The following is a 17,755-nucleotide window of genomic DNA, read 5'->3' on the forward strand; positions in this document are numbered from 1 at the left end:
AGGCATGAGTCGATGAATGACTGCATGCCGATAACATGTGACAGGTTATGGCACCAGAGCCAGCACCTCAGCCACCCACTGCTGGAAGCCTTTCACATCCAGATCCAGCGCCACCTGTACGTTGGCGGGTTTGCCCAGGCAACCGTCGATATCAACAACCGTGGTGCCTGAGGTAAATTCGCCCTGCGTTTCTACCGCCACAAAACACGGCTTGAGAGTGAATAAGTCCGGGCGCACCAGCCAGGCGATAGCGCAGAGATCGTGCATTCGCAGGCCGCTTTGCATACTGCCGCTACGGTAGTGGCTAAACAGTGCATGAAGCATTTTTCCGGTGCGATTCAACTCCGGCAAAGTAGCAAGATAATCAGGAGGTAACACCGCCTGATTGGTGACATCCAGACCGCACATGACGATTTCGATGCCGCTACGGAAGACACAGGCTGCCGCTTCAGGATCGGCAGCGATATTAAACTCGGCGTTTGGTGTGCAGTTGCCGCGACCGGCAGAACCGCCCATGATCACCAGACGGCGAATATGCGGTTTGCATTCCGGGCATTGTGAAAGTAACAGCGCAATGTTGGTTAACGGGCCGATGGCTACCAGAGTAACAGGCTCTGGTGCACGCAGCAGGGCATCACGAATCGCCAGAAATGCCGGTACCTCGAGCGGCTTTCGGTTGTGCTCAACAAAGTCGTAGCCAGCCATTCCCGATTCGCCGTGCACAGATGCCGCATCACGCGGTGCGCGTACCAGCGGCACAGCGGCTCCCTGGGCGAGCGGAATCTCCGCATTCCAGAAATGCAGCAGTTGCAGGGCGTTGCGGGTAGTTTTCTCAACCGAGACATTACCCGCGACGGTGGTCATCAGTTGCAGGTCGAGCTCGGGGGCAAAAATCGCAGCGGCAATGGCGACGGCATCGTCAATGCCTGGGTCTGTATCGAGGAAGATAGGTAAACGCATGTTTTCTCCATAAAAAATGCCGGTAACAAGACCGGCATTTTCGCATAACTTAGGCTGCTAATGACTTAATCGACTTCACGAATATCGACACGCAGCTCTTTCGGCACTTCGAAAACAATGTTTTCTTCACGGCCTTCCAGCGGAATGGCTTCACCACCGCCCAGCTGTTGCAAACGTGCCACCACATTCTGCACCAGAATATCCGGAGCCGATGCACCCGCAGTCACGCCGACGCATTTAACCTCTTTCACCCACTCTTCCTGGATATCTTTCGCATCGTCAATCAAAAACGCGCGTTTGCCCATACGCTGGGCCAGCTCCGCCAGACGGTTGGAGTTGGAGGAGTTTTTCGAACCGACCACCAGCACAACTTCCGCCTGTTCTGCCAGAGCGCGTACCGCTTCCTGACGGTTGGTGGTGGCATAGCAGATATCATCTTTGCGCGGACCGACAATTTTCGGGAAGCGTTTACGCAGCGCGTCGATCACATCAGACGTGTCATCCACCGATAGCGTGGTCTGGGTCATAAAGGAGAGTTTCTCTTCGTTTTTGACCGTCAGTTTCCACACATCGTCCGGCGATTCGACCAGATACATTCCCCCTTCCGGGTTACTGTACTGGCCCATCGTACCTTCCACTTCCGGATGCCCGGCGTGGCCGATGAGAATTGACTCTTCGCCACGACGGCTGGCGCGCGCGACTTCCATATGCACTTTGGTCACCAGCGGACAGGTGGCATCAAACACTGTGAGATCGCGGCTTTTCGCTTCGTTGCGGACTGCCTGGGAAACACCATGTGCGGAGAAAATCAGGATCGCGCCGTCCGGCACTTCGCTGATCTGCTCAATAAAGATAGCCCCACGCTCGCGCAAGCTATCGACCACGTAGCGGTTATGCACCACTTCGTGACGGACATATATCGGTGCGCCGTAAATGGCCAGCGCGTTTTCAACAATGCTGATAGCGCGGTCTACCCCGGCACAAAAACCACGCGGGTTGGCCAACAGGATCTGCATGTTACGCCTCCAGTGCCGGATCGATTTCCAGCACTTCAATATCAAAATGAACGGTCTGCCCGGCCAGCGGATGGTTGAAATCAACGGTAATGGAGTCGCCGTTAATTTCGCGGATCACACCAGGCATCTCACTGCCATCCATTGCGGTAAAAAGCATGATTGCGCCAATTTCTGGCTCGCCTGCATCCATAAACTCACGGCGGGAGAAGTACTGAATCAGGTCCGGTGACGGCACGCCAAACGCCGCATCTGGCTCCAGCGAGAAGGTGGTTTTATCGCCCACTTTCAGCCCCAGCAGGTGTTGCTCCAGCCCTTCGGAAAGAGAAGCATCGCCCAGGCGGAATAGCGCCGGTTTACCGTTGTTGCGGGTGGACTCGGCGGTGGTGCCATCGTCGAGTTTTAGCGTGAAGTGCACCAGGACGGCGCTATTGCTCTGTACAGATTCAGACATGCAGGTTTGCTCTTATATTTTGAGGATTTTTGCCGGATGCGGCCTACGATTTCGCAGCAATCTGTAGGCCGGATAAGATGAGTCAGCATCGCATCCGGCAGGGTTTATTATTGTTTTTTCGCTTTCGAAGGCAAAAAACCTTCCAGCACAATCAGTGCCGCACCGACACAAATGGCAGTATCGGCAAGGTTGAAGGTGGCGAAGTGCCAGTCGCCGACGTAGAAGTCGATCATATCGACAACGAAGCCGTGCCACAGGCGGTCGAACAGGTTGCCCAGCGCACCGCCAATAATCAGCGCGTAAGCGATATTGTTTAGCTTCTGCGTGGCCTTCGAGCGATACATCATCACTGCAAGGATCACGCTAATACCAATCGCAATACCGGCAAAGAACCAACGCTGCCAGCCGCCGCTATCGGCAAGGAAACTAAACGCCGCGCCATAGTTACGCGCATAATGCAGATTAAGCGACGGGAACAGCGGGACCGTATCCCCCAGAGCAAAGTTCTGGAGGATCAGGTATTTGCTGCCCAGATCGATAATCAGCACGACTACCACCAGCCACAGCCAGCGTAGCCCTGTTGAACAGATCGATTGACTCATCAGGCAAACTTACGTTTTTCACCGTCACCGGCGACGTTGCTGACACAGCGGCCGCAGATTTCTGCGTGTTCCGCCACCTTGCCGACATCCTGGGTGTAGTGCCAGCAGCGTGGGCACTTCTCACCTTCGGCTTTACTCAACGCGACTTTCAGCCCTTTGAGTACTTCGCTCTGCTGAGCATCAGCAGGTGCGTCGTTATAGTCTGCAACGGTAGCGCCGGAGGTCAACAGGACAAATCGTAATTCATCGCCCAGCGCGGTCAGTTTCGCCGCCAGTTCCGGTTCTGCATACAGCGTCACTGCAGCTTCCAGCGAGCCGCCCACTTTCTTGTCGGCACGCGCTTGCTCAATGACTTTGTTCACTTCGCCACGCACTTTCAACAGCTCGTCCCAGAACGCATCGTTCATCGCTTCGCTGTCTGCCAGGCCAAACAGACCTTCGTACCACTCGCCGGTGAAGACGTATTTTTCACGTTCGCCCGGCAGGTAACCCCAAACTTCATCAGCGGTGAAGGAGAGGATTGGTGCCATCCAGCGCACCAGCGCTTCTGCAATGTGATACAGCGCAGTCTGGCAGCTACGACGCGCCACGCTGTCCGCTTTGGCGGTGTACTGACGGTCTTTGATGATGTCGAGGTAGAAGGATCCCATCTCAACGGAGCAGAAGCGCATCAGACGCTGTACCACTTCGTGGAAATCGTATGCTTCGTACGCCTTGAGGATGTCTTCCTGTGCCGCTTTCGCACAACCTACGGCCCAGCGATCCAGTACCACCATCTCTTCCGGTTTCACCATATCTTTTGCCGGATCGAAACCATTGAGGTTTGCCAGCAGGAAGCGTGCGGTGTTACGGATACGACGATAGCTGTCGGCAGCACGTTTCAGTATCTCGTCAGAAACGGCCATTTCACCGGTGTAGTCAGTTGATGCCACCCACAGACGCAGAATATCCGCGCCCAGTTTGTTCATCACATCCTGCGGCGAAACGGTGTTGCCGATGGATTTAGACATCTTGCGACCCTGACCATCCACGGTAAAGCCGTGGGTCAGTACCTGACGATACGGCGCTTTGCCCTTCATCGCGGTGGAGATCATCAGGGAAGACATGAACCAACCACGGTGCTGGTCAGAACCTTCCAGATACATGTCCGCTGCGTGACCGGCAAATTCAGGACGCACGTCAACAACGGAAGAGTGGGTAGATCCGGAGTCAAACCATACGTCGAGAGTATCCGGCACTTTCACATACTGGTCAGCTTCGTCGCCGAGGATCTCTTTCGCATCGAGATCCCACCACGCCTGGATGCCGTCAACTTCAACGCGTTTAGCCACTTCTTCCATCAGTTCGAGGGTACGCGGATGCAGCTCTTCCGTGTCTTTGTGCACGAACAGTGACATCGGTACGCCCCAGGTGCGCTGACGGGAGATACACCAATCAGGACGGTTAGCAACCATCGACTCGATACGCGCCTGGCCCCAGTCCGGGATCCACTGCACGCCTTTGATCTCTTTCAGTGACTGCGCACGCAGACCTTTCTGATCCATGCTGACGAACCACTGCGGCGTCGCGCGGAAGATGATCGGCGTTTTGTGACGCCAGCAGCACGGATAGCTGTGCTGCATTTTCTCAACGTGCAGCAGCGCACCTTTTTCCTGCAGCAGCGCAACGACGATGTCGTTCGCTTTGAAGACGTTCACACCATCCAGCTTCGGGTAAGTACCCGGCAGATAGGTGCCGTCCGGGCCAACCGGGTTAGCGGTTTCCAGACCGTATTTCTGACCGATCACATAGTCGTCCGGGCCGTGGCCAGGCGCGGTGTGAACGGCACCGGTACCGGCATCCAGGGTAACGTGATCGCCGAGGATTGCCGGAACGTCGAAGCCCATAAACGGATGGGTAAAGCGCAGCAGCTCAAGCTCCGCACCTTTTACCGTGCCGAGAATGGTGTAATCGGTCACGCCGATACGCTGCATTACGCTTTCAACCAGATCTTTCGCCAGAATTACGGCCTGACCGTCGATCTGCACCAGCGCATAGTCGAAATCCGGTGCAATAGAGATTGCGCGGTTTGCAGGCAGAGTCCACGGCGTGGTAGTCCAGATCACCAGCGAGATTGGGCCGTTAACGTTGCTGACACCAAATTTTGCTTTCAGCGCATCCTGATCGACCGCCTGGAAAGCGACGTCGATGGACGGAGAAGTTTTGTCGTAATACTCAACTTCCGCTTCTGCCAGTGCAGAACGGCAGTCAACGCACCAGTGCACTGGCTTCGCGCCTTTGTGCAGGTGACCGTTGCCGATGATTTTGCCCAGCGCGCGGATGATGTTGGCTTCAGTTTTGAAGTCCATGGTCAGGTACGGGTGCGACCAGTCGCCCAGCACGCCCAGACGGATAAAGTCTTTGCGTTGACCGTCAACCTGGGTCGCCGCGTATTCGCGGCACTTGGCGCGGAACTCGGCGGCGGTGAATTTCTCACCCGGCTTACCGTATTCTTGCTCTACTTTCAGCTCGATCGGCAGACCGTGGCAGTCCCAGCCAGGCACATACGGCGAGTCATAACCGGAAAGCCCTTTGGACTTCACGATAATGTCTTTCAGAATCTTGTTAACCGAGTGACCAATATGAATGCTGCCATTCGCATAAGGAGGGCCATCATGCAGAATGAAGGTTTTTTTGCCTTTTTTAGCCGCACGAATGATGCCGTACAGGTCATCATCAGTCCAACGCGCCAGCATTCCCGGTTCGCGCTTGGCGAGATCGCCACGCATCGGGAACCCTGTTTCCGGCAAATTCAGGGTTGATTTATAGTCACTCATCAGATTCTCGGTTCCGTATTTCGGTTTGATTACATAACAGGCTTAAGCCGGTTTTGTTAGCCCAAAAAATTCGCGGGCGGTTAATTCATCACGCGCAATCTGCGCTTTCAGTTCGTCCAGCGACGCAAATCGCTGCTCATTGCGTATTTTTTTACGCAGCACTACTTGTATATGGCGACCGTAAAGGTCCATTGCAACATCTAACAAATGCACTTCCAGCTGCTGGCGAATACCGGCAACCGTTGGGCGTGTTCCGATGTTTGCCACGCCGGGTAACGGCTTTTCACCGAGGCCCAGCACTTCCACCGCATAAACCCCTTTCACCGGGGAAACCTGACGGCGTAGCGGTACATTCGCCGTCGGGAAACCTATAGTGCGCCCTAATTCATCACCGTGGACCACACGCCCGGAGATGGCAAACGGGTGCCCCAGTAAACTTTCTGCCAGAGCCAGATTATCGTCTGCCAGTGCCTGACGCACAGCGGTGCTGCTGATACGCACGCCACCTTCGCAAAAAGTTTGCGTACTGGTAATGTCAAAGCCGTATTCCACGCCAGCTTTCTGTAATAACAAGAAATCGCCTTCACGACCAGCGCCAAAGCGGAAATCGTCACCCACGGCGAGAAATTTTACCCGCAAATGCTTCACCAGAAGATCGCTGATAAAGTTTTGCGCAGTCAGCGCCGCAAAGCGCCTGTCGAAACGCACGCACAGCACGTAATCTACGCCACACTCTGCAAGGTAACGCAGTTTTTCCCGCAGTCGGGTCAGTCTCGCCGGGGCTTTATCGGTAGCAAACAGTTCCAGTGGTTGAGGTTCAAAAAGCATCACCATCACCGGTAAGTTTCGCCTGCGCCCTTCTTCCTGCAAGCCCTGTAACAACGCGTGATGACCGCGATGCACGCCGTCGAAATTACCAATAGTCAGCACACACCCTTCTTGCGGGGCCTGGCTGAGATTATGTATGCCGCGTATCAGCTTCATGTCTGGCTCAAAACAGTGAAAATCGTCCGAGTATACCTTGTACAGCGGTCAAGGTTAACCGGCGATTGAGTACCGAAATCAGAAAGAAGTGGCTTTTCATTGCCATGGCGCAAATCACGGGCAGAAACTCACGGCCTGATGCAATTTTTATCGCGGAAAAGCTGTATTCACACCCCGCAAGCTGGTAGAATCCTGCGCCATCACTACGTAACGAGCGCCGGCACATTAACGGCGCTTATTTGCACAAATCCATTGACAAAAGAAGGCTAAAAGGGCATATTCCTCGGCCTTTGAATTGTCCATATAGAACACATTTGGGAGTTGGACCTTGGCTAATATCAAATCAGCTAAGAAGCGCGCCATTCAGTCTGAAAAGGCTCGTAAGCACAACGCAAGCCGTCGCTCTATGATGCGTACTTTCATCAAGAAAGTATACGCAGCTATCGAAGCTGGCGACAAAGCTGCTGCACTGAAAGCATTTAACGAAATGCAACCGATCGTGGACCGTCAGGCTGCTAAAGGTCTGATCCACAAAAACAAAGCTGCACGTCATAAGGCTAACCTGACTGCACAGATCAACAAACTGGCTTAATCGCCTTTTGTTGTCAGCTTTGTAAAAAAGCCCGCGCAAGCGGGTTTTTTTATGCCCATCTGCAGGCCAAAACTGCAGCCTGCAGAGTACAAATGGTTATTTTGAAGCTGAAGTAAACAACGCAGAGTAATCTGTGTTGCAAATACGCTGTACCGCAGGATGTTGAATCATCCTTTCGGCGAAAATCGCGTGGTACTCTTCCATGACGTTCTCAACGCGGCCTATCTCCATAACCGAGTCATCGTTATAGAAATCATTAGCGTAAAGCGAAGGTGCAACGAAAATAGCGTTATGCGTCGCCCCAAAGGCTTTCATCAACGCCGCATCATCAAACTCCCCCAGAATTTCAACGTTTAAGCCCTGAGAGTTAAACCAGTTTAATAGCTTGCGTCCCAACATTGAGCGACGCCCCGGAATAAGTAAGCGACGCTCTTCCAGACAGGCAGGAAACGGCTTTTCTGGCAGCGGGTTAGTGCACCAGAAACTGACACCACACTCGCCAATTTTCATGGAAAACAGCCCTTCCTGCTGAGTGGAATCGATCGGACAGTCAGAGATGATCATATCCAGTTTATGCTGACTCAACTGCTCTAAAAGCATCTCGTGCGTCGATTCGAAACAGCGTAGATGGATCTGCTCGTCTTCCACAACTGCGGCATCCAGAACACTGCTGACCAGGCGTTTGGAAAGTGCATCTGCCACACCAACATCAAACAATAAGTTGGACTCTTTGCGATAGTTGACGATATCCAGCATTTCCTGGCTTAAGGTGAACATTTTATCGGCGTAGCGATAGACCAGTTCCCCCAGTTCGCTGGGTTCCAGACCACGTCCTTTACGCTTAAATAGTTTCCCTTGCAGGCGCTCTTCCAGCGCCCGGATCTGCCCGGTAATGGTTTGTGGTGTTAAATAAAGCGCCTCCGCTGCGCCAACCACAGAACCTTCTTTGTAGACATGCCAGAAGTAATACAAGTGGTTGTAATTGATATGAGACATGCTCATTTCTCTCCCTGATAAGAATGAAAAGGGAGCCATTTATGGCTCCCCGGTACATCGTCCTGTCAAACTGATGGACGTAAACGAATGCGTAACCAGCTATATCCAATTACCGCCGAAGAGATTGAGCCAACCAGAATGCCCAATTTCGCCCAGTTAATCAGTTCTGGATCTACGCTACCAAAAGCCAGGCTGGCGATAAAGATAGACATAGTAAAACCGATACCGCACAAGATCCCAACCGCCATAATTTGCTGATAAGTGGTTCCCTCTGGCAAATGGGCCAGTTTCAAACGCAGCGCCAACCAGCAGAACAAACTAATACCCAACGGCTTGCCAATCAGCAAACCGGCGATGATCCCTAATGGCAGGATGGAGGTCAGGCCATCCAACGTCACGCCTTGCAGAGAAACGCCAGCATTGGCAAAAGCAAACAGCGGCAAAATCAGATAAGCCACCCATGGATGCAATACATGCTCCAGACGCTTCGCCGGAGAACGGCCATGCTTCTCTTTCAATGGAATAAAGAAACCGACAATGACACCTGCCAGCGTTGCGTGAACACCTGATTTCAACACCGCGGTCCACAGCACCACGCCGACCAGAATATAAACTCCCGTGCGGCGAACACCACAAATGTTGAGCACCGCGAGCACCGCAATTGCTACAGCTGCAACGCCAAGAGAAGCCATCGACAAGTCATTAGTGTAAAACAAGGCGATGATTATGATGGCTCCAAGATCGTCGATAATAGCCAGCGCCATCAGAAAGATCTTCAGTGCTAACGGTACACGACTTCCCAATAACGCCAGCACACCAAGGGCAAAGGCAATGTCAGTCGCAGCCGGGATTGCCCACCCTTCACGTGTGATAGGATCGGCGTAGTTAAAGGCCAAATAGAGCAATGCCGGGACAATCATCCCGCCGATTGCGGCAATAACCGGAAACGCAGCCTGGCGCAAGCTGGCCAGCGATCCTTGCATCAGCTCGCGTTTAACTTCCAGACCAACTAACAGGAAAAATATCGCCATTAGCGCGTCATTTATCCATAACAGCATGTTTTTATTGATTTCAAGAGAACCTACCCGGAGCTGAACCGGCGTCTCAAGAAAGTCGTGATACCATCCACTGGTTGCGCCGCTGTTGGCCATAATCATCGCCAGAACAGCGGCAATGATGAGAATAATGCCTCCCGAGGCATCACTGCTAAAGAATCGATGCAGATGTTTCACTTTTTATTTCTCTTTCAGGTGAATAGATCGTTTTAACTATTTTACCCCGCACAAATCATCGTTAAAATCAGATTATAGTGTAGGAATAATTCGCTTTTTACGATCTATAAAGAAGATTAAGTCACCAGCAGAGGAAGTGTTTTTGGCGCTCGAAAGCGGTGGCTGATGACCTTAAGCCATGATAATCATAGCTTAAGGTCAAGATTTCTGAGGGATTAATTCGGAAAAGTAATAATTAATTTGTTGTCAGTCGGCGTTGTTTGTTAGGACAATATTTCAAAAATAATCCAGCTTATCGTCAATAATTGCGATAAAGAGATAAATTAAAGTTAAATAATTAAATCCCTAAAAAATTACGCCATAAAAATGCGAGGCTTCTTCAGGATTAGAATCGATAAAACTGAGTGGGTTAAAGAGAGCGGTATAATAGCGGCGGGTGCTTGAGGCTGTCTGTCTCAGGCATTAGCTGAACGGCAGATAGAGAAAAGCCCCGAGTGATATTTTACCATCAACCCGAGGCCCCCTATATGCAGAACACATGTAGAGTGCCTCTTACTGACCGTAAGGTCAAGGAGAAGAGAGCAATGAAGCAGCATAAGGCGATGATTGTCGCCCTGATCGTCATCTGTATCACCGCCGTAGTGGCGGCGCTGGTAACGAGAAAAGACCTCTGTGAGGTTCACATCCGAACTGGCCAGACGGAGGTTGCTGTTTTCACGGCTTACGAATCCGAGTAAGAGCAACGGCGGGGAGCGATCCCCGCCACTTTACAGGTGCTCGCATATCTTCAACGCACCCTATTTTTACCCTGGCCTGCCCACGGGCAGGCGTTTGGGGAGGTTAGCGAGTCAGGTCGTCGAAAAACTTCTTCACGCCATCAAAGAAGCTCTTTGAGCGCGGGCTGTTGTGCTCGCCGGTTGGGCCACCAAAGCTTTCTTGCAGCTCTTGCAGCAGCTGTTTCTGCTTCTCGTTCAGGCCTACCGGTGTTTCGACAACAACGCGGCACAGCAAGTCACCTTGCGCACCGCCGCGGACAGACTTGACGCCTTTACCGCGCATACGGAACAACTTACCGGTCTGGGTTTCGCCAGGCACTTTCAGTTTGACGCGACCATCAAGGGTCGGCACTTCGATTTCGCCACCCAGCGCAGCCATAGCGAAGTTGATCGGGACTTCGCAATACAGGTTGTTGCCTTCACGCTCGAAAATCGGGTGCTGTTTAACCTGAACCTGAACGTACAGATCGCCTGCCGGTGCGCCGTGTTCGCCCGCTTCACCTTCGCCCGCAAGACGGATGCGGTCCCCGGTGTCCACCCCTGCAGGGATTTTAACGGACAGCGTTTTGCTGCGCTCAACACGACCATGACCATGACATTTGTTGCACGGATCTTTGATCAGCGTACCGCGGCCCTGACAGTGTGGACAGGTCTGCTGCACGGCAAAGAAGCCCTGGCGCATCTGCACCTGACCAGAACCATGACAGGTCGGACAGGTCTGCGGCTGCGTACCTGGTTTTGCACCGCTACCGTGGCAAACATCACACTCTTCCAGAGTCGGAATGCGGATCTCTTTGGTCACGCCACGTACAGCTTCTTCGAGGGTGAGCTCCATGTTATAGCGTAAATCAGCACCGCGCGCCGCACGTTGACGACCACGCCCACCGCCAAAAATATCGCCGAAAACGTCACCAAAAATATCGCTGAAGTCTGCGCCGCCGCCAAAACCGCCGCCGCCCATGCCGCCTTGCTCAAACGCCGCATGACCATACTGATCGTATGCCGCACGCTTTTGCGAGTCGGTCAGAACTTCATAAGCTTCCTTGATCTCTTTAAATTTCGCCTCGGCCTCTTTGTCACCCTGGTTACGGTCCGGGTGGTATTTCATGGCCAGGCGTTTGTAGGCCTTTTTGATTTCACGCTCTTCCGCTGTTTTGGAAACGCCTAAAATCTCGTAATAATCTTGCTTAGCCATCTTTTTTTAATTGCCCCTAGATGAATGCACGGGCGGAGAGGAAATTCCCCTTCGCCCGTGTCAGTATAATTACCCGTTTATAGGGCGATTATTTTTTGTCTTTGACTTCTTCAAACTCGGCGTCGACAACATCGTCATCTTTCGCGTTGTTTGCAGAAGCATCAGCACCGGCAGTCTGCTGCTGGGCATGTTGCTGCTGGGCGATTTCCATCAGTTTCTGGGAAACCTGTGCCAGTTCCTGCATTTTCGCTTCGATAGCGGCTTTGTCTTCACCTTTCAGAGCAGTTTCCAGTGCAGTCAGCGCAGACTCGATAGCAGTTTTGTCGTCAGCCGGCAGTTTGTCGCCTGCTTCTTCAACCTGCTTACGGGTGCTGTGCAGCAGATGGTCGCCCTGGTTGCGAGTCTGTACCAGCTCTTCAAACTTACGGTCAGCTTCGGCGTTCGCTTCTGCGTCGCGTACCATTTTCTGGATTTCATCTTCGTTCAGACCAGAAGAAGCCTTGATGGTGATCTTCTGCTCTTTACCGCTGTTTTTATCTTTCGCGGAAACGTGCAGGATACCGTCAGCATCGATATCGAAGGTAACTTCGATCTGCGGCATACCGCGCGGTGCCGGGTTGATACCATCCAGGTTGAACTGACCCAGAGATTTGTTATCAGCCGCACGTTTACGTTCACCCTGCAGCACATGGATGGTTACCGCAGACTGGTTGTCTTCAGCGGTAGAGAACACCTGGCTGTGCTTGGTCGGGATAGTGGTGTTTTTCGCGATCAGCGTCGTCATCACACCGCCCATGGTTTCGATACCCAGAGACAGCGGGGTAACGTCCAGCAGCAGTACGTCTTTTACGTCACCAGTCAGAACACCACCCTGAACAGCAGCACCGATAGCTACAGCTTCGTCCGGGTTAACGTCTTTACGCGGCTCTTTACCAAAGAATTCAGCAACTTTCTTCTGAACCATTGGCATACGAGTCTGACCACCAACGAGGATAACGTCGTCGATATCAGATACGGACAGGCCAGCGTCCTGCAGTGCAACTTTCAGCGGCTCGATGGAACGGTTTACCAGGTCTTCAACCAGGCTTTCCAGTTTCGCACGAGTCACTTTGATGTTCATGTGTTTCGGACCGGTCGCATCTGCAGTGATGTACGGCAGGTTAACATCGGTCTGCTGAGCGGAAGACAGCTCGATTTTCGCTTTTTCTGCCGCTTCTTTCAGGCGCTGCATTGCCAGCGGATCGTTGCGCAGGTCAATGCCCTGATCTTTCTTGAATTCTTCAACCAGATAGTTGATCAGACGGCTGTCGAAGTCTTCACCACCCAGGTGGGTATCACCGTTGGTTGCCAGAACTTCGAAGGTTTTTTCGCCGTCAACTTCGTCGATTTCGATAATGGAAATATCGAAAGTACCACCACCCAGGTCATAAACCGCGATAGTACGGTTACCTGTACCTTTGTCCAGACCGTAAGCCAGCGCAGCTGCGGTCGGTTCGTTGATGATACGTTTTACTTCCAGACCAGCGATACGGCCTGCGTCTTTGGTTGCCTGACGCTGAGCATCGTTAAAGTATGCCGGTACGGTAATAACAGCTTCAGTTACCGGTTCGCCCAGGTAATCTTCAGCGGTTTTCTTCATTTTTTTCAGCACTTCAGCAGAGATCTGCGGCGGTGCCATTTTCTGGCCTTTAACTTCGACCCATGCGTCGCCGTTATCAGCAGCAATAATTTTGAACGGCATGATGGAAACATCACGCTGTACTTCTTCGTCCTGGAAGCGGCGGCCAATCAGGCGTTTAATCGCAAACAGGGTGTTTTGCGGGTTCGTCACTGCCTGACGTTTAGCCGGCTGACCAACCAGAGTTTCACCATCCTGGGTATAGGCAATGATAGAAGGCGTGGTGCGATCGCCTTCGGCGTTCTCCAGCACACGAGGAGTGGTGCCATCCATAATCGCTACACAAGAGTTGGTAGTACCCAAGTCGATACCAATAATTTTACCCATCTAAACGTCTCCACTATATATTCGGTCATCATGTGGTATGAGTCTGTAATAGGGGCGAAACGTCTGGTTTCAACTGCCCAATTTCATTTTTTTGCAGACTCACTCACTGCGGTTGACTACTAAATGGGGTCGTAACCCACGTCATCAAGGGGGAGATGCAAAAATTTTTTGTGCTTTTGCGCAGAAATTTCGTGATATGCCAAAAGAAGACATGAAACAGACGGCAATTTCATTCATATAAAGAATGAATTCAACATAAGGCATTCACCAAAAAATTGTAATAAAAAGAAAAGATTACATACCTGAATCTTCTTTTCGTCAGCAGTAAACTAGTGGCTATTCATCCCCTACTGCTCCCCGCTAAGAGAATCTTTATGAAATCCGTTTTTACGATTTCTGCCAGCCTGGTACTTGGCCTTATGTTGTGCTGCACGGCGCAAGCTAACGACCATAAAATCCTCGGCGTCATTGCGATGCCGCGTAACGAAACCAACGATCTGGCGCTGAAACTCCCCGTTTGCCGCATCGTAAAACGTATCCAACTCACCGCCGACCACGGCGATTTACAGTTGAGCGGCGCGTCGGTTTATTTCAAAGCCGCCCGTAGCGCCAGTCAAAGCCTGAATGTTCCCGCCGAAATTAAAGAAGGGCAAACCACCAACTGGATCAACATTAACAGCGATAACGACAACAAACGTTGCGTGTCAAAAATCACCTTTTCCGGTCATACCGTGAACTCGTCCGATATGGCCACGCTGAAAATTATCGGCGACGATTAACGCTTGAACAGAGAAGCCACAATAAATGAATGTTAATTACCTGAATGATTCAGATCTGGATTTTCTCCAACATTGTAGTGAGGAGCAACTGACCAATTTCGCCCGTTTGCTCACCCATAACGAAAAAGGCAAAACTCGACTCTCCAGCGTTCTGATGCGTAATGAACTGTTCAAATCGATGGAAGGGCATCCCGAGCAACATCGCCGCAACTGGCAGCTAATTGCCGGAGAATTACAGCATTTTGGCGGCGATAGTATCGCTAACAAACTTCGCGGACACGGCAAACTGTACCGGGCCATTTTGCTCGACGTCTCAAAACGGCTGAAGCTGAAAGCCGATAAAGAGATGTCTACGTTTGAAATTGAGCAACAGTTACTGGAGCAATTTCTGCGCAATACCTGGAAGAAAATGGACGAGGAACATAAGCAGGAATTTCTCAAGGCAGTCGATGCCAGAGTCAACGAGCTGGAAGAGCTATTACCGCTGCTGATGAAAGACAAATTATTGGCAAAAGGCGTGTCGCATCTGCTTTCCAGCCAACTTACCCGCATTTTACGCACCCACGCAGCAATGAGCGTTCTCGGGCATGGTTTGCTGCGCGGCGCGGGGCTAGGAGGCCCGGTGGGCGCGGCATTAAACGGAGTTAAAGCTGTCAGCGGTAGCGCCTATCGCGTTACTATTCCGGCGGTCCTGCAAATTGCCTGCCTGCGTCGAATTGTCAGCGCCACTCAGGCCTAATCCCTCACATCGGGGAAAATTTTCATTTTCCCCTCAAAAGATCATGGACACTACTCCATTGGCTGATTATTATGCCGCGCCCTGAAATCACTACAGTTATTCAGGGAAATTATTTCACCATTCATTCAATGATGATTTTTGAGGAATTATGGGCAACACTAAGTTGGCTAATCCGGCACCGCTGGGCCTGATGGGCTTCGGCATGACCACCATTCTGCTTAACCTGCACAACGTGGGTTATTTCGCTCTGGACGGTATTATTCTTGCCATGGGCATCTTCTACGGCGGCATCGCGCAAATTTTCGCTGGTCTGCTGGAGTATAAAAAAGGCAACACTTTCGGGTTAACTGCCTTCACCTCTTACGGTTCTTTCTGGCTGACGCTGGTTGCGATTCTGCTGATGCCGAAACTGGGTCTGACCGATGCGCCAAATGCGGAGTTCCTTGGTGTCTACCTGGGTCTGTGGGGCGTGTTTACGCTGTTTATGTTCTTCGGCACGCTGAAAGGCGCACGCGTTCTGCAATTCGTTTTCTTTAGCCTGACCGTGCTGTTTGCCCTGCTGGCGATCGGTAACATTGCCGGTAACGCCGCGATCATCCACTTTGCCGGCTGGATTGGTCTGATCTGCGGTGCCAGCGCAATCTATCTGGCGATGGGTGAAGTGCTGAACGAGCAGTTTGGTCGCACCGTTCTGCCGATTGGTGAATCCCACTAATTGCTTGATATCCCCCGCTCGGGGGATATCAGATTGTTGACAACGTGCGCTTTATTCATGCCGGAAGCGGCGTGAACGCCTTATCAGGTCTACAAAATCGTGCAAATTCAATATATTGCAGGAAGAACGTAGGCCTGATAAGCGTAGCGCATCAGGCTGTTTTGCGTTTGTCATCAGTCTGATCCCCCCGCCTGGGGGGATTTTTTTATTCGCTAACTTCTCGTCTTGCGCTCTTCGGTCTGAATGCTGCAACCACTTCCGGTGCCGTTTCAACATATGGCCCTTCCAGCAACTGAATGCAGTACGGTACGCTGGCAAAAATACCGTGCACCACGACCTTACCCTCGGCATCCTTCACGCCTTCCAGCGTCTCTTTAATAGACTTCGGCTGACCGGGTAAGTTAAGGATCAGCGCCTGTTTGCGGATCACGCCCACCTGGCGCGAAAGGATCGCAGTTGGCACAAAATGCAGGCTAATCTGGCGCATCTGTTCACCAAAGCCAGGCATCTCGCGGTCCGCTACTGCCAGCGTCGCATCGGGCGTTACATCACGGCGCGCCGGGCCAGTACCGCCGGTTGTCAGCACCAGATGGCAACTCATTTCATCCACCAGCTCACACAACGTTTGCTCAATGATCGCCTGCTCATCGGGGATTAAGCGAGTTTCCAGTTCAAACGGCGTGGTTAGCGCCGATGTCAGCCATTCTTCCAGCGCAGGGATGCCTTTATCCTGATAAACGCCGCTGGACGCGCGATCAGAGATGGAAACTAAGCCAATACGTAAAGTATTCATCAAGATTTTTCCGTTTAAACAGTCTCGTTAAACAGAATGATACACTGCGAAGGGAGTGACAGACAGGCTTCAGAAGAGGTAGCGTGACCGACTTCCCGGTCACGCTAAGAATGATTACAGCAGGTCGCCGATCATTTTTTCCAGTTTTTCCTGGTCAACAGCAAACTTACGGATACCTTCCGCCAGTTTATCTACTGCCATTGGATCCTGGTTGTGCTGCCACAGGAACTCGGACTCAGTGATACGCGCCGGACGCGCTTTCACTTCACCAGTGTAAGACAGTTTACGTTCGATAGCCCCTTCGCTCTCCGCCAGCTCTTTCAGCAGTGCCGGTGCGATGGTCAGACGGTCGCAGCCTGCCAGTTCCAGAATTTCGCCGATGTTACGGAAGCTTGCGCCCATAACCACGGTTTCATAACCGTGTTCTTTGTAGTACTGGTAGATTTCAGATACAGAAACGACACCCGGATCTTCTGCCGGAGCGTACTCTTTCTTATCGGTATTGGCTTTGTACCAGTCAAGAATACGGCCAACAAACGGAGAAATCAGGAACACGCCTGCTTCCGCACAAGCACGTGCCTGAGCGAAGGAGAACAGCAGAGTCAGGTTACAGTTGATACCTTCTTTTTCCAGCTGTTCTGCAGCACGGATGCCCTGCCAGGTAGAAGCCAGTTTGATCAGAATACGATCGTTGCTAATACCTGCATCGTTGTAGAGCTTAATCAGGCGTTTTGCTTTCGCAATTGACGCTTCGGTGTCATAGGAAAGACGCGCATCAACTTCAGTTGAGATACGGCCCGGAACCAGTTTCAGGATTTCCAGACCAATATTTACTGCCAGTTTGTCGGTCGCGTCCACGATCTGCTGCGCGCGATCGTTGCTCTGCTGTTTCGCCCAGGCGACAGCATCATCAATCAACTTACGGTATTCCGGAATTTGCGCTGCGTTAAGAATGAGAGAAGGGTTGGTTGTGGCATCCTGCGGTTGATACAGCTTCATTGCCGCGATGTCCCCAGTGTCGGCCACTACGGTGGTGTACTGACGAAGGGAGGTCAATTTGTCCGTCATGATAGTATTTCTCTTTAAACAGCTTGTTAGGGGGAT

The 17,755-nt window shown here is 52.0% G+C and carries 18 protein-coding genes; 5 read left to right on the top strand and 13 right to left on the bottom strand.

Annotated elements, in window-relative coordinates:
- Window positions 1–45 precede the first annotated feature (45 nt).
- The 7 genes from rihC to FFT88_RS16030 form a co-directional block, all read right to left on the bottom strand.
- A complete protein-coding gene (gene rihC / locus FFT88_RS16000) occupies window positions 46–960 on the bottom strand; it encodes a ribonucleoside hydrolase RihC (RefSeq protein ID WP_135404063.1) in 915 nt (304 codons plus the stop codon).
- Between the two features lie 65 nt (window positions 961–1,025).
- Entirely contained in the window at window positions 1,026–1,976 is a 951-nt protein-coding gene (ispH, locus tag FFT88_RS16005; protein ID WP_001166395.1) for a 4-hydroxy-3-methylbut-2-enyl diphosphate reductase, read from the bottom strand.
- A gap of 1 nt (window position 1,977) precedes the next feature.
- Window positions 1,978–2,427, bottom strand: a complete 450-nt coding sequence (gene fkpB, locus FFT88_RS16010; RefSeq protein ID WP_000004655.1) for an FKBP-type peptidyl-prolyl cis-trans isomerase — start codon at window positions 2,425–2,427, stop codon at window positions 1,978–1,980.
- 107 nt (window positions 2,428–2,534) lie between these two features.
- Window positions 2,535–3,029 carry a signal peptidase II gene (gene lspA, locus FFT88_RS16015; protein ID WP_000083369.1) on the bottom strand — a complete coding sequence of 165 codons (495 nt, stop codon included), beginning with the start codon at window positions 3,027–3,029 and terminating at the stop codon, window positions 2,535–2,537.
- A complete protein-coding gene (gene ileS / locus FFT88_RS16020) occupies window positions 3,029–5,845 on the bottom strand; it encodes an isoleucine--tRNA ligase (RefSeq protein WP_135404062.1) in 2,817 nt (938 codons plus the stop codon). Before ileS ends, lspA begins: the two co-directional genes overlap by 1 nt.
- 42 nt (window positions 5,846–5,887) lie before the next feature.
- Entirely contained in the window at window positions 5,888–6,829 is a 942-nt protein-coding gene (gene ribF, locus FFT88_RS16025; RefSeq protein ID WP_135404061.1) for a bifunctional riboflavin kinase/FAD synthetase, read from the bottom strand.
- Between the two features lie 7 nt (window positions 6,830–6,836).
- The gene (locus tag FFT88_RS16030) at window positions 6,837–7,055 is read right to left on the bottom strand and encodes a DUF2575 family protein (RefSeq protein ID WP_064525381.1); all 219 of its coding nucleotides are present in this window, start codon (window positions 7,053–7,055) and stop codon (window positions 6,837–6,839) included.
- Between the two features lie 102 nt (window positions 7,056–7,157).
- Between FFT88_RS16030 and rpsT the strand changes: the two genes are divergently transcribed.
- Entirely contained in the window at window positions 7,158–7,421 is a 264-nt protein-coding gene (rpsT, locus tag FFT88_RS16035) for a 30S ribosomal protein S20 (protein ID WP_001274019.1), read from the top strand.
- Window positions 7,422–7,517: 96 nt separating this feature from the next.
- Here rpsT and nhaR read toward each other — a convergent pair whose 3' ends face one another.
- A complete protein-coding gene (gene nhaR, locus FFT88_RS16040) occupies window positions 7,518–8,423 on the bottom strand; it encodes a transcriptional activator NhaR (protein WP_135404060.1) in 906 nt (301 codons plus the stop codon).
- Window positions 8,424–8,482: 59 nt separating this feature from the next.
- Entirely contained in the window at window positions 8,483–9,649 is a 1,167-nt protein-coding gene (gene nhaA, locus FFT88_RS16045; protein WP_000681376.1) for a Na+/H+ antiporter NhaA, read from the bottom strand.
- Window positions 9,650–10,233: 584 nt separating this feature from the next.
- On the opposite strand from nhaA, the gene mokC reads away from it, so the two are divergent.
- Window positions 10,234–10,386 carry a type I toxin-antitoxin system toxin MokC gene (mokC, locus tag FFT88_RS16050; RefSeq protein WP_000809168.1) on the top strand — a complete coding sequence of 51 codons (153 nt, stop codon included), beginning with the start codon at window positions 10,234–10,236 and terminating at the stop codon, window positions 10,384–10,386.
- Window positions 10,387–10,489: 103 nt separating this feature from the next.
- Here mokC and dnaJ read toward each other — a convergent pair whose 3' ends face one another.
- A complete protein-coding gene (gene dnaJ / locus FFT88_RS16055; RefSeq protein ID WP_001118464.1) occupies window positions 10,490–11,620 on the bottom strand; it encodes a molecular chaperone DnaJ in 1,131 nt (376 codons plus the stop codon).
- Between the two features lie 88 nt (window positions 11,621–11,708).
- The gene (gene dnaK, locus FFT88_RS16060) at window positions 11,709–13,625 is read right to left on the bottom strand and encodes a molecular chaperone DnaK (protein WP_000516135.1); all 1,917 of its coding nucleotides are present in this window, start codon (window positions 13,623–13,625) and stop codon (window positions 11,709–11,711) included.
- Between the two features lie 374 nt (window positions 13,626–13,999).
- Here dnaK and FFT88_RS16065 point away from each other — a divergent pair, with 374 nt between their 5' ends.
- The 3 genes from FFT88_RS16065 (at window position 14,000) to satP (ending at window position 15,858) form a co-directional block, all read left to right on the top strand.
- Window positions 14,000–14,404, top strand: a complete 405-nt coding sequence (locus FFT88_RS16065) for a DUF2541 family protein (protein ID WP_130221672.1) — start codon at window positions 14,000–14,002, stop codon at window positions 14,402–14,404.
- Between the two features lie 25 nt (window positions 14,405–14,429).
- Window positions 14,430–15,143 (top strand): acidic protein MsyB, encoded by a 714-nt coding sequence (gene msyB / locus FFT88_RS16070; protein ID WP_130217496.1) that lies wholly within the window; start codon window positions 14,430–14,432, stop codon window positions 15,141–15,143.
- Window positions 15,144–15,291: 148 nt separating this feature from the next.
- Window positions 15,292–15,858, top strand: coding sequence for an acetate uptake transporter (gene satP, locus FFT88_RS16075; RefSeq protein ID WP_000528530.1), 567 nt, complete (start codon window positions 15,292–15,294; stop codon window positions 15,856–15,858).
- Window positions 15,859–16,063: 205 nt separating this feature from the next.
- On the opposite strand, the gene mog is transcribed toward satP, so the two are convergent.
- Together mog and tal are read right to left on the bottom strand one after the other, a co-directional pair.
- Window positions 16,064–16,651, bottom strand: coding sequence for a molybdopterin adenylyltransferase (gene mog / locus FFT88_RS16080; protein ID WP_130204821.1), 588 nt, complete (start codon window positions 16,649–16,651; stop codon window positions 16,064–16,066).
- A gap of 114 nt (window positions 16,652–16,765) precedes the next feature.
- Entirely contained in the window at window positions 16,766–17,719 is a 954-nt protein-coding gene (gene tal, locus FFT88_RS16085) for a transaldolase (protein WP_000130187.1), read from the bottom strand.
- Between the last annotated feature and the right edge of the window lie 36 nt (window positions 17,720–17,755).

It is taken from the genome of Escherichia sp. E4930 (genome assembly GCF_005845405.1).
Taxonomy (GTDB): Bacteria; Pseudomonadota; Gammaproteobacteria; order Enterobacterales; family Enterobacteriaceae; genus Escherichia.

What these genes read in the sequence shown, in the direction of transcription:
- msyB (WP_130217496.1), top strand. Translation starts at nt 14,430, where the DNA reads ATGAATGTTAATTACCTGAATGATTCAGATCTGGATTTTCTCCAACAT.
- mog (WP_130204821.1), bottom strand. Translation starts at nt 16,651, where the DNA reads ATGAATACTTTACGTATTGGCTTAGTTTCCATCTCTGATCGCGCGTCC.
- ispH (WP_001166395.1), bottom strand. Translation starts at nt 1,976, where the DNA reads ATGCAGATCCTGTTGGCCAACCCGCGTGGTTTTTGTGCCGGGGTAGAC.
- fkpB (WP_000004655.1), bottom strand. Translation starts at nt 2,427, where the DNA reads ATGTCTGAATCTGTACAGAGCAATAGCGCCGTCCTGGTGCACTTCACG.
- lspA (WP_000083369.1), bottom strand. Translation starts at nt 3,029, where the DNA reads ATGAGTCAATCGATCTGTTCAACAGGGCTACGCTGGCTGTGGCTGGTG.
- FFT88_RS16030 (WP_064525381.1), bottom strand. Translation starts at nt 7,055, where the DNA reads ATGTGCCGGCGCTCGTTACGTAGTGATGGCGCAGGATTCTACCAGCTT.
- nhaR (WP_135404060.1), bottom strand. Translation starts at nt 8,423, where the DNA reads ATGAGCATGTCTCATATCAATTACAACCACTTGTATTACTTCTGGCAT.
- tal (WP_000130187.1), bottom strand. Translation starts at nt 17,719, where the DNA reads ATGACGGACAAATTGACCTCCCTTCGTCAGTACACCACCGTAGTGGCC.
- mokC (WP_000809168.1), top strand. Translation starts at nt 10,234, where the DNA reads ATGAAGCAGCATAAGGCGATGATTGTCGCCCTGATCGTCATCTGTATC.
- ileS (WP_135404062.1), bottom strand. Translation starts at nt 5,845, where the DNA reads ATGAGTGACTATAAATCAACCCTGAATTTGCCGGAAACAGGGTTCCCG.
- rihC (WP_135404063.1), bottom strand. Translation starts at nt 960, where the DNA reads ATGCGTTTACCTATCTTCCTCGATACAGACCCAGGCATTGACGATGCC.
- dnaK (WP_000516135.1), bottom strand. Translation starts at nt 13,625, where the DNA reads ATGGGTAAAATTATTGGTATCGACTTGGGTACTACCAACTCTTGTGTA.
- FFT88_RS16065 (WP_130221672.1), top strand. Translation starts at nt 14,000, where the DNA reads ATGAAATCCGTTTTTACGATTTCTGCCAGCCTGGTACTTGGCCTTATG.
- ribF (WP_135404061.1), bottom strand. Translation starts at nt 6,829, where the DNA reads ATGAAGCTGATACGCGGCATACATAATCTCAGCCAGGCCCCGCAAGAA.
- dnaJ (WP_001118464.1), bottom strand. Translation starts at nt 11,620, where the DNA reads ATGGCTAAGCAAGATTATTACGAGATTTTAGGCGTTTCCAAAACAGCG.
- satP (WP_000528530.1), top strand. Translation starts at nt 15,292, where the DNA reads ATGGGCAACACTAAGTTGGCTAATCCGGCACCGCTGGGCCTGATGGGC.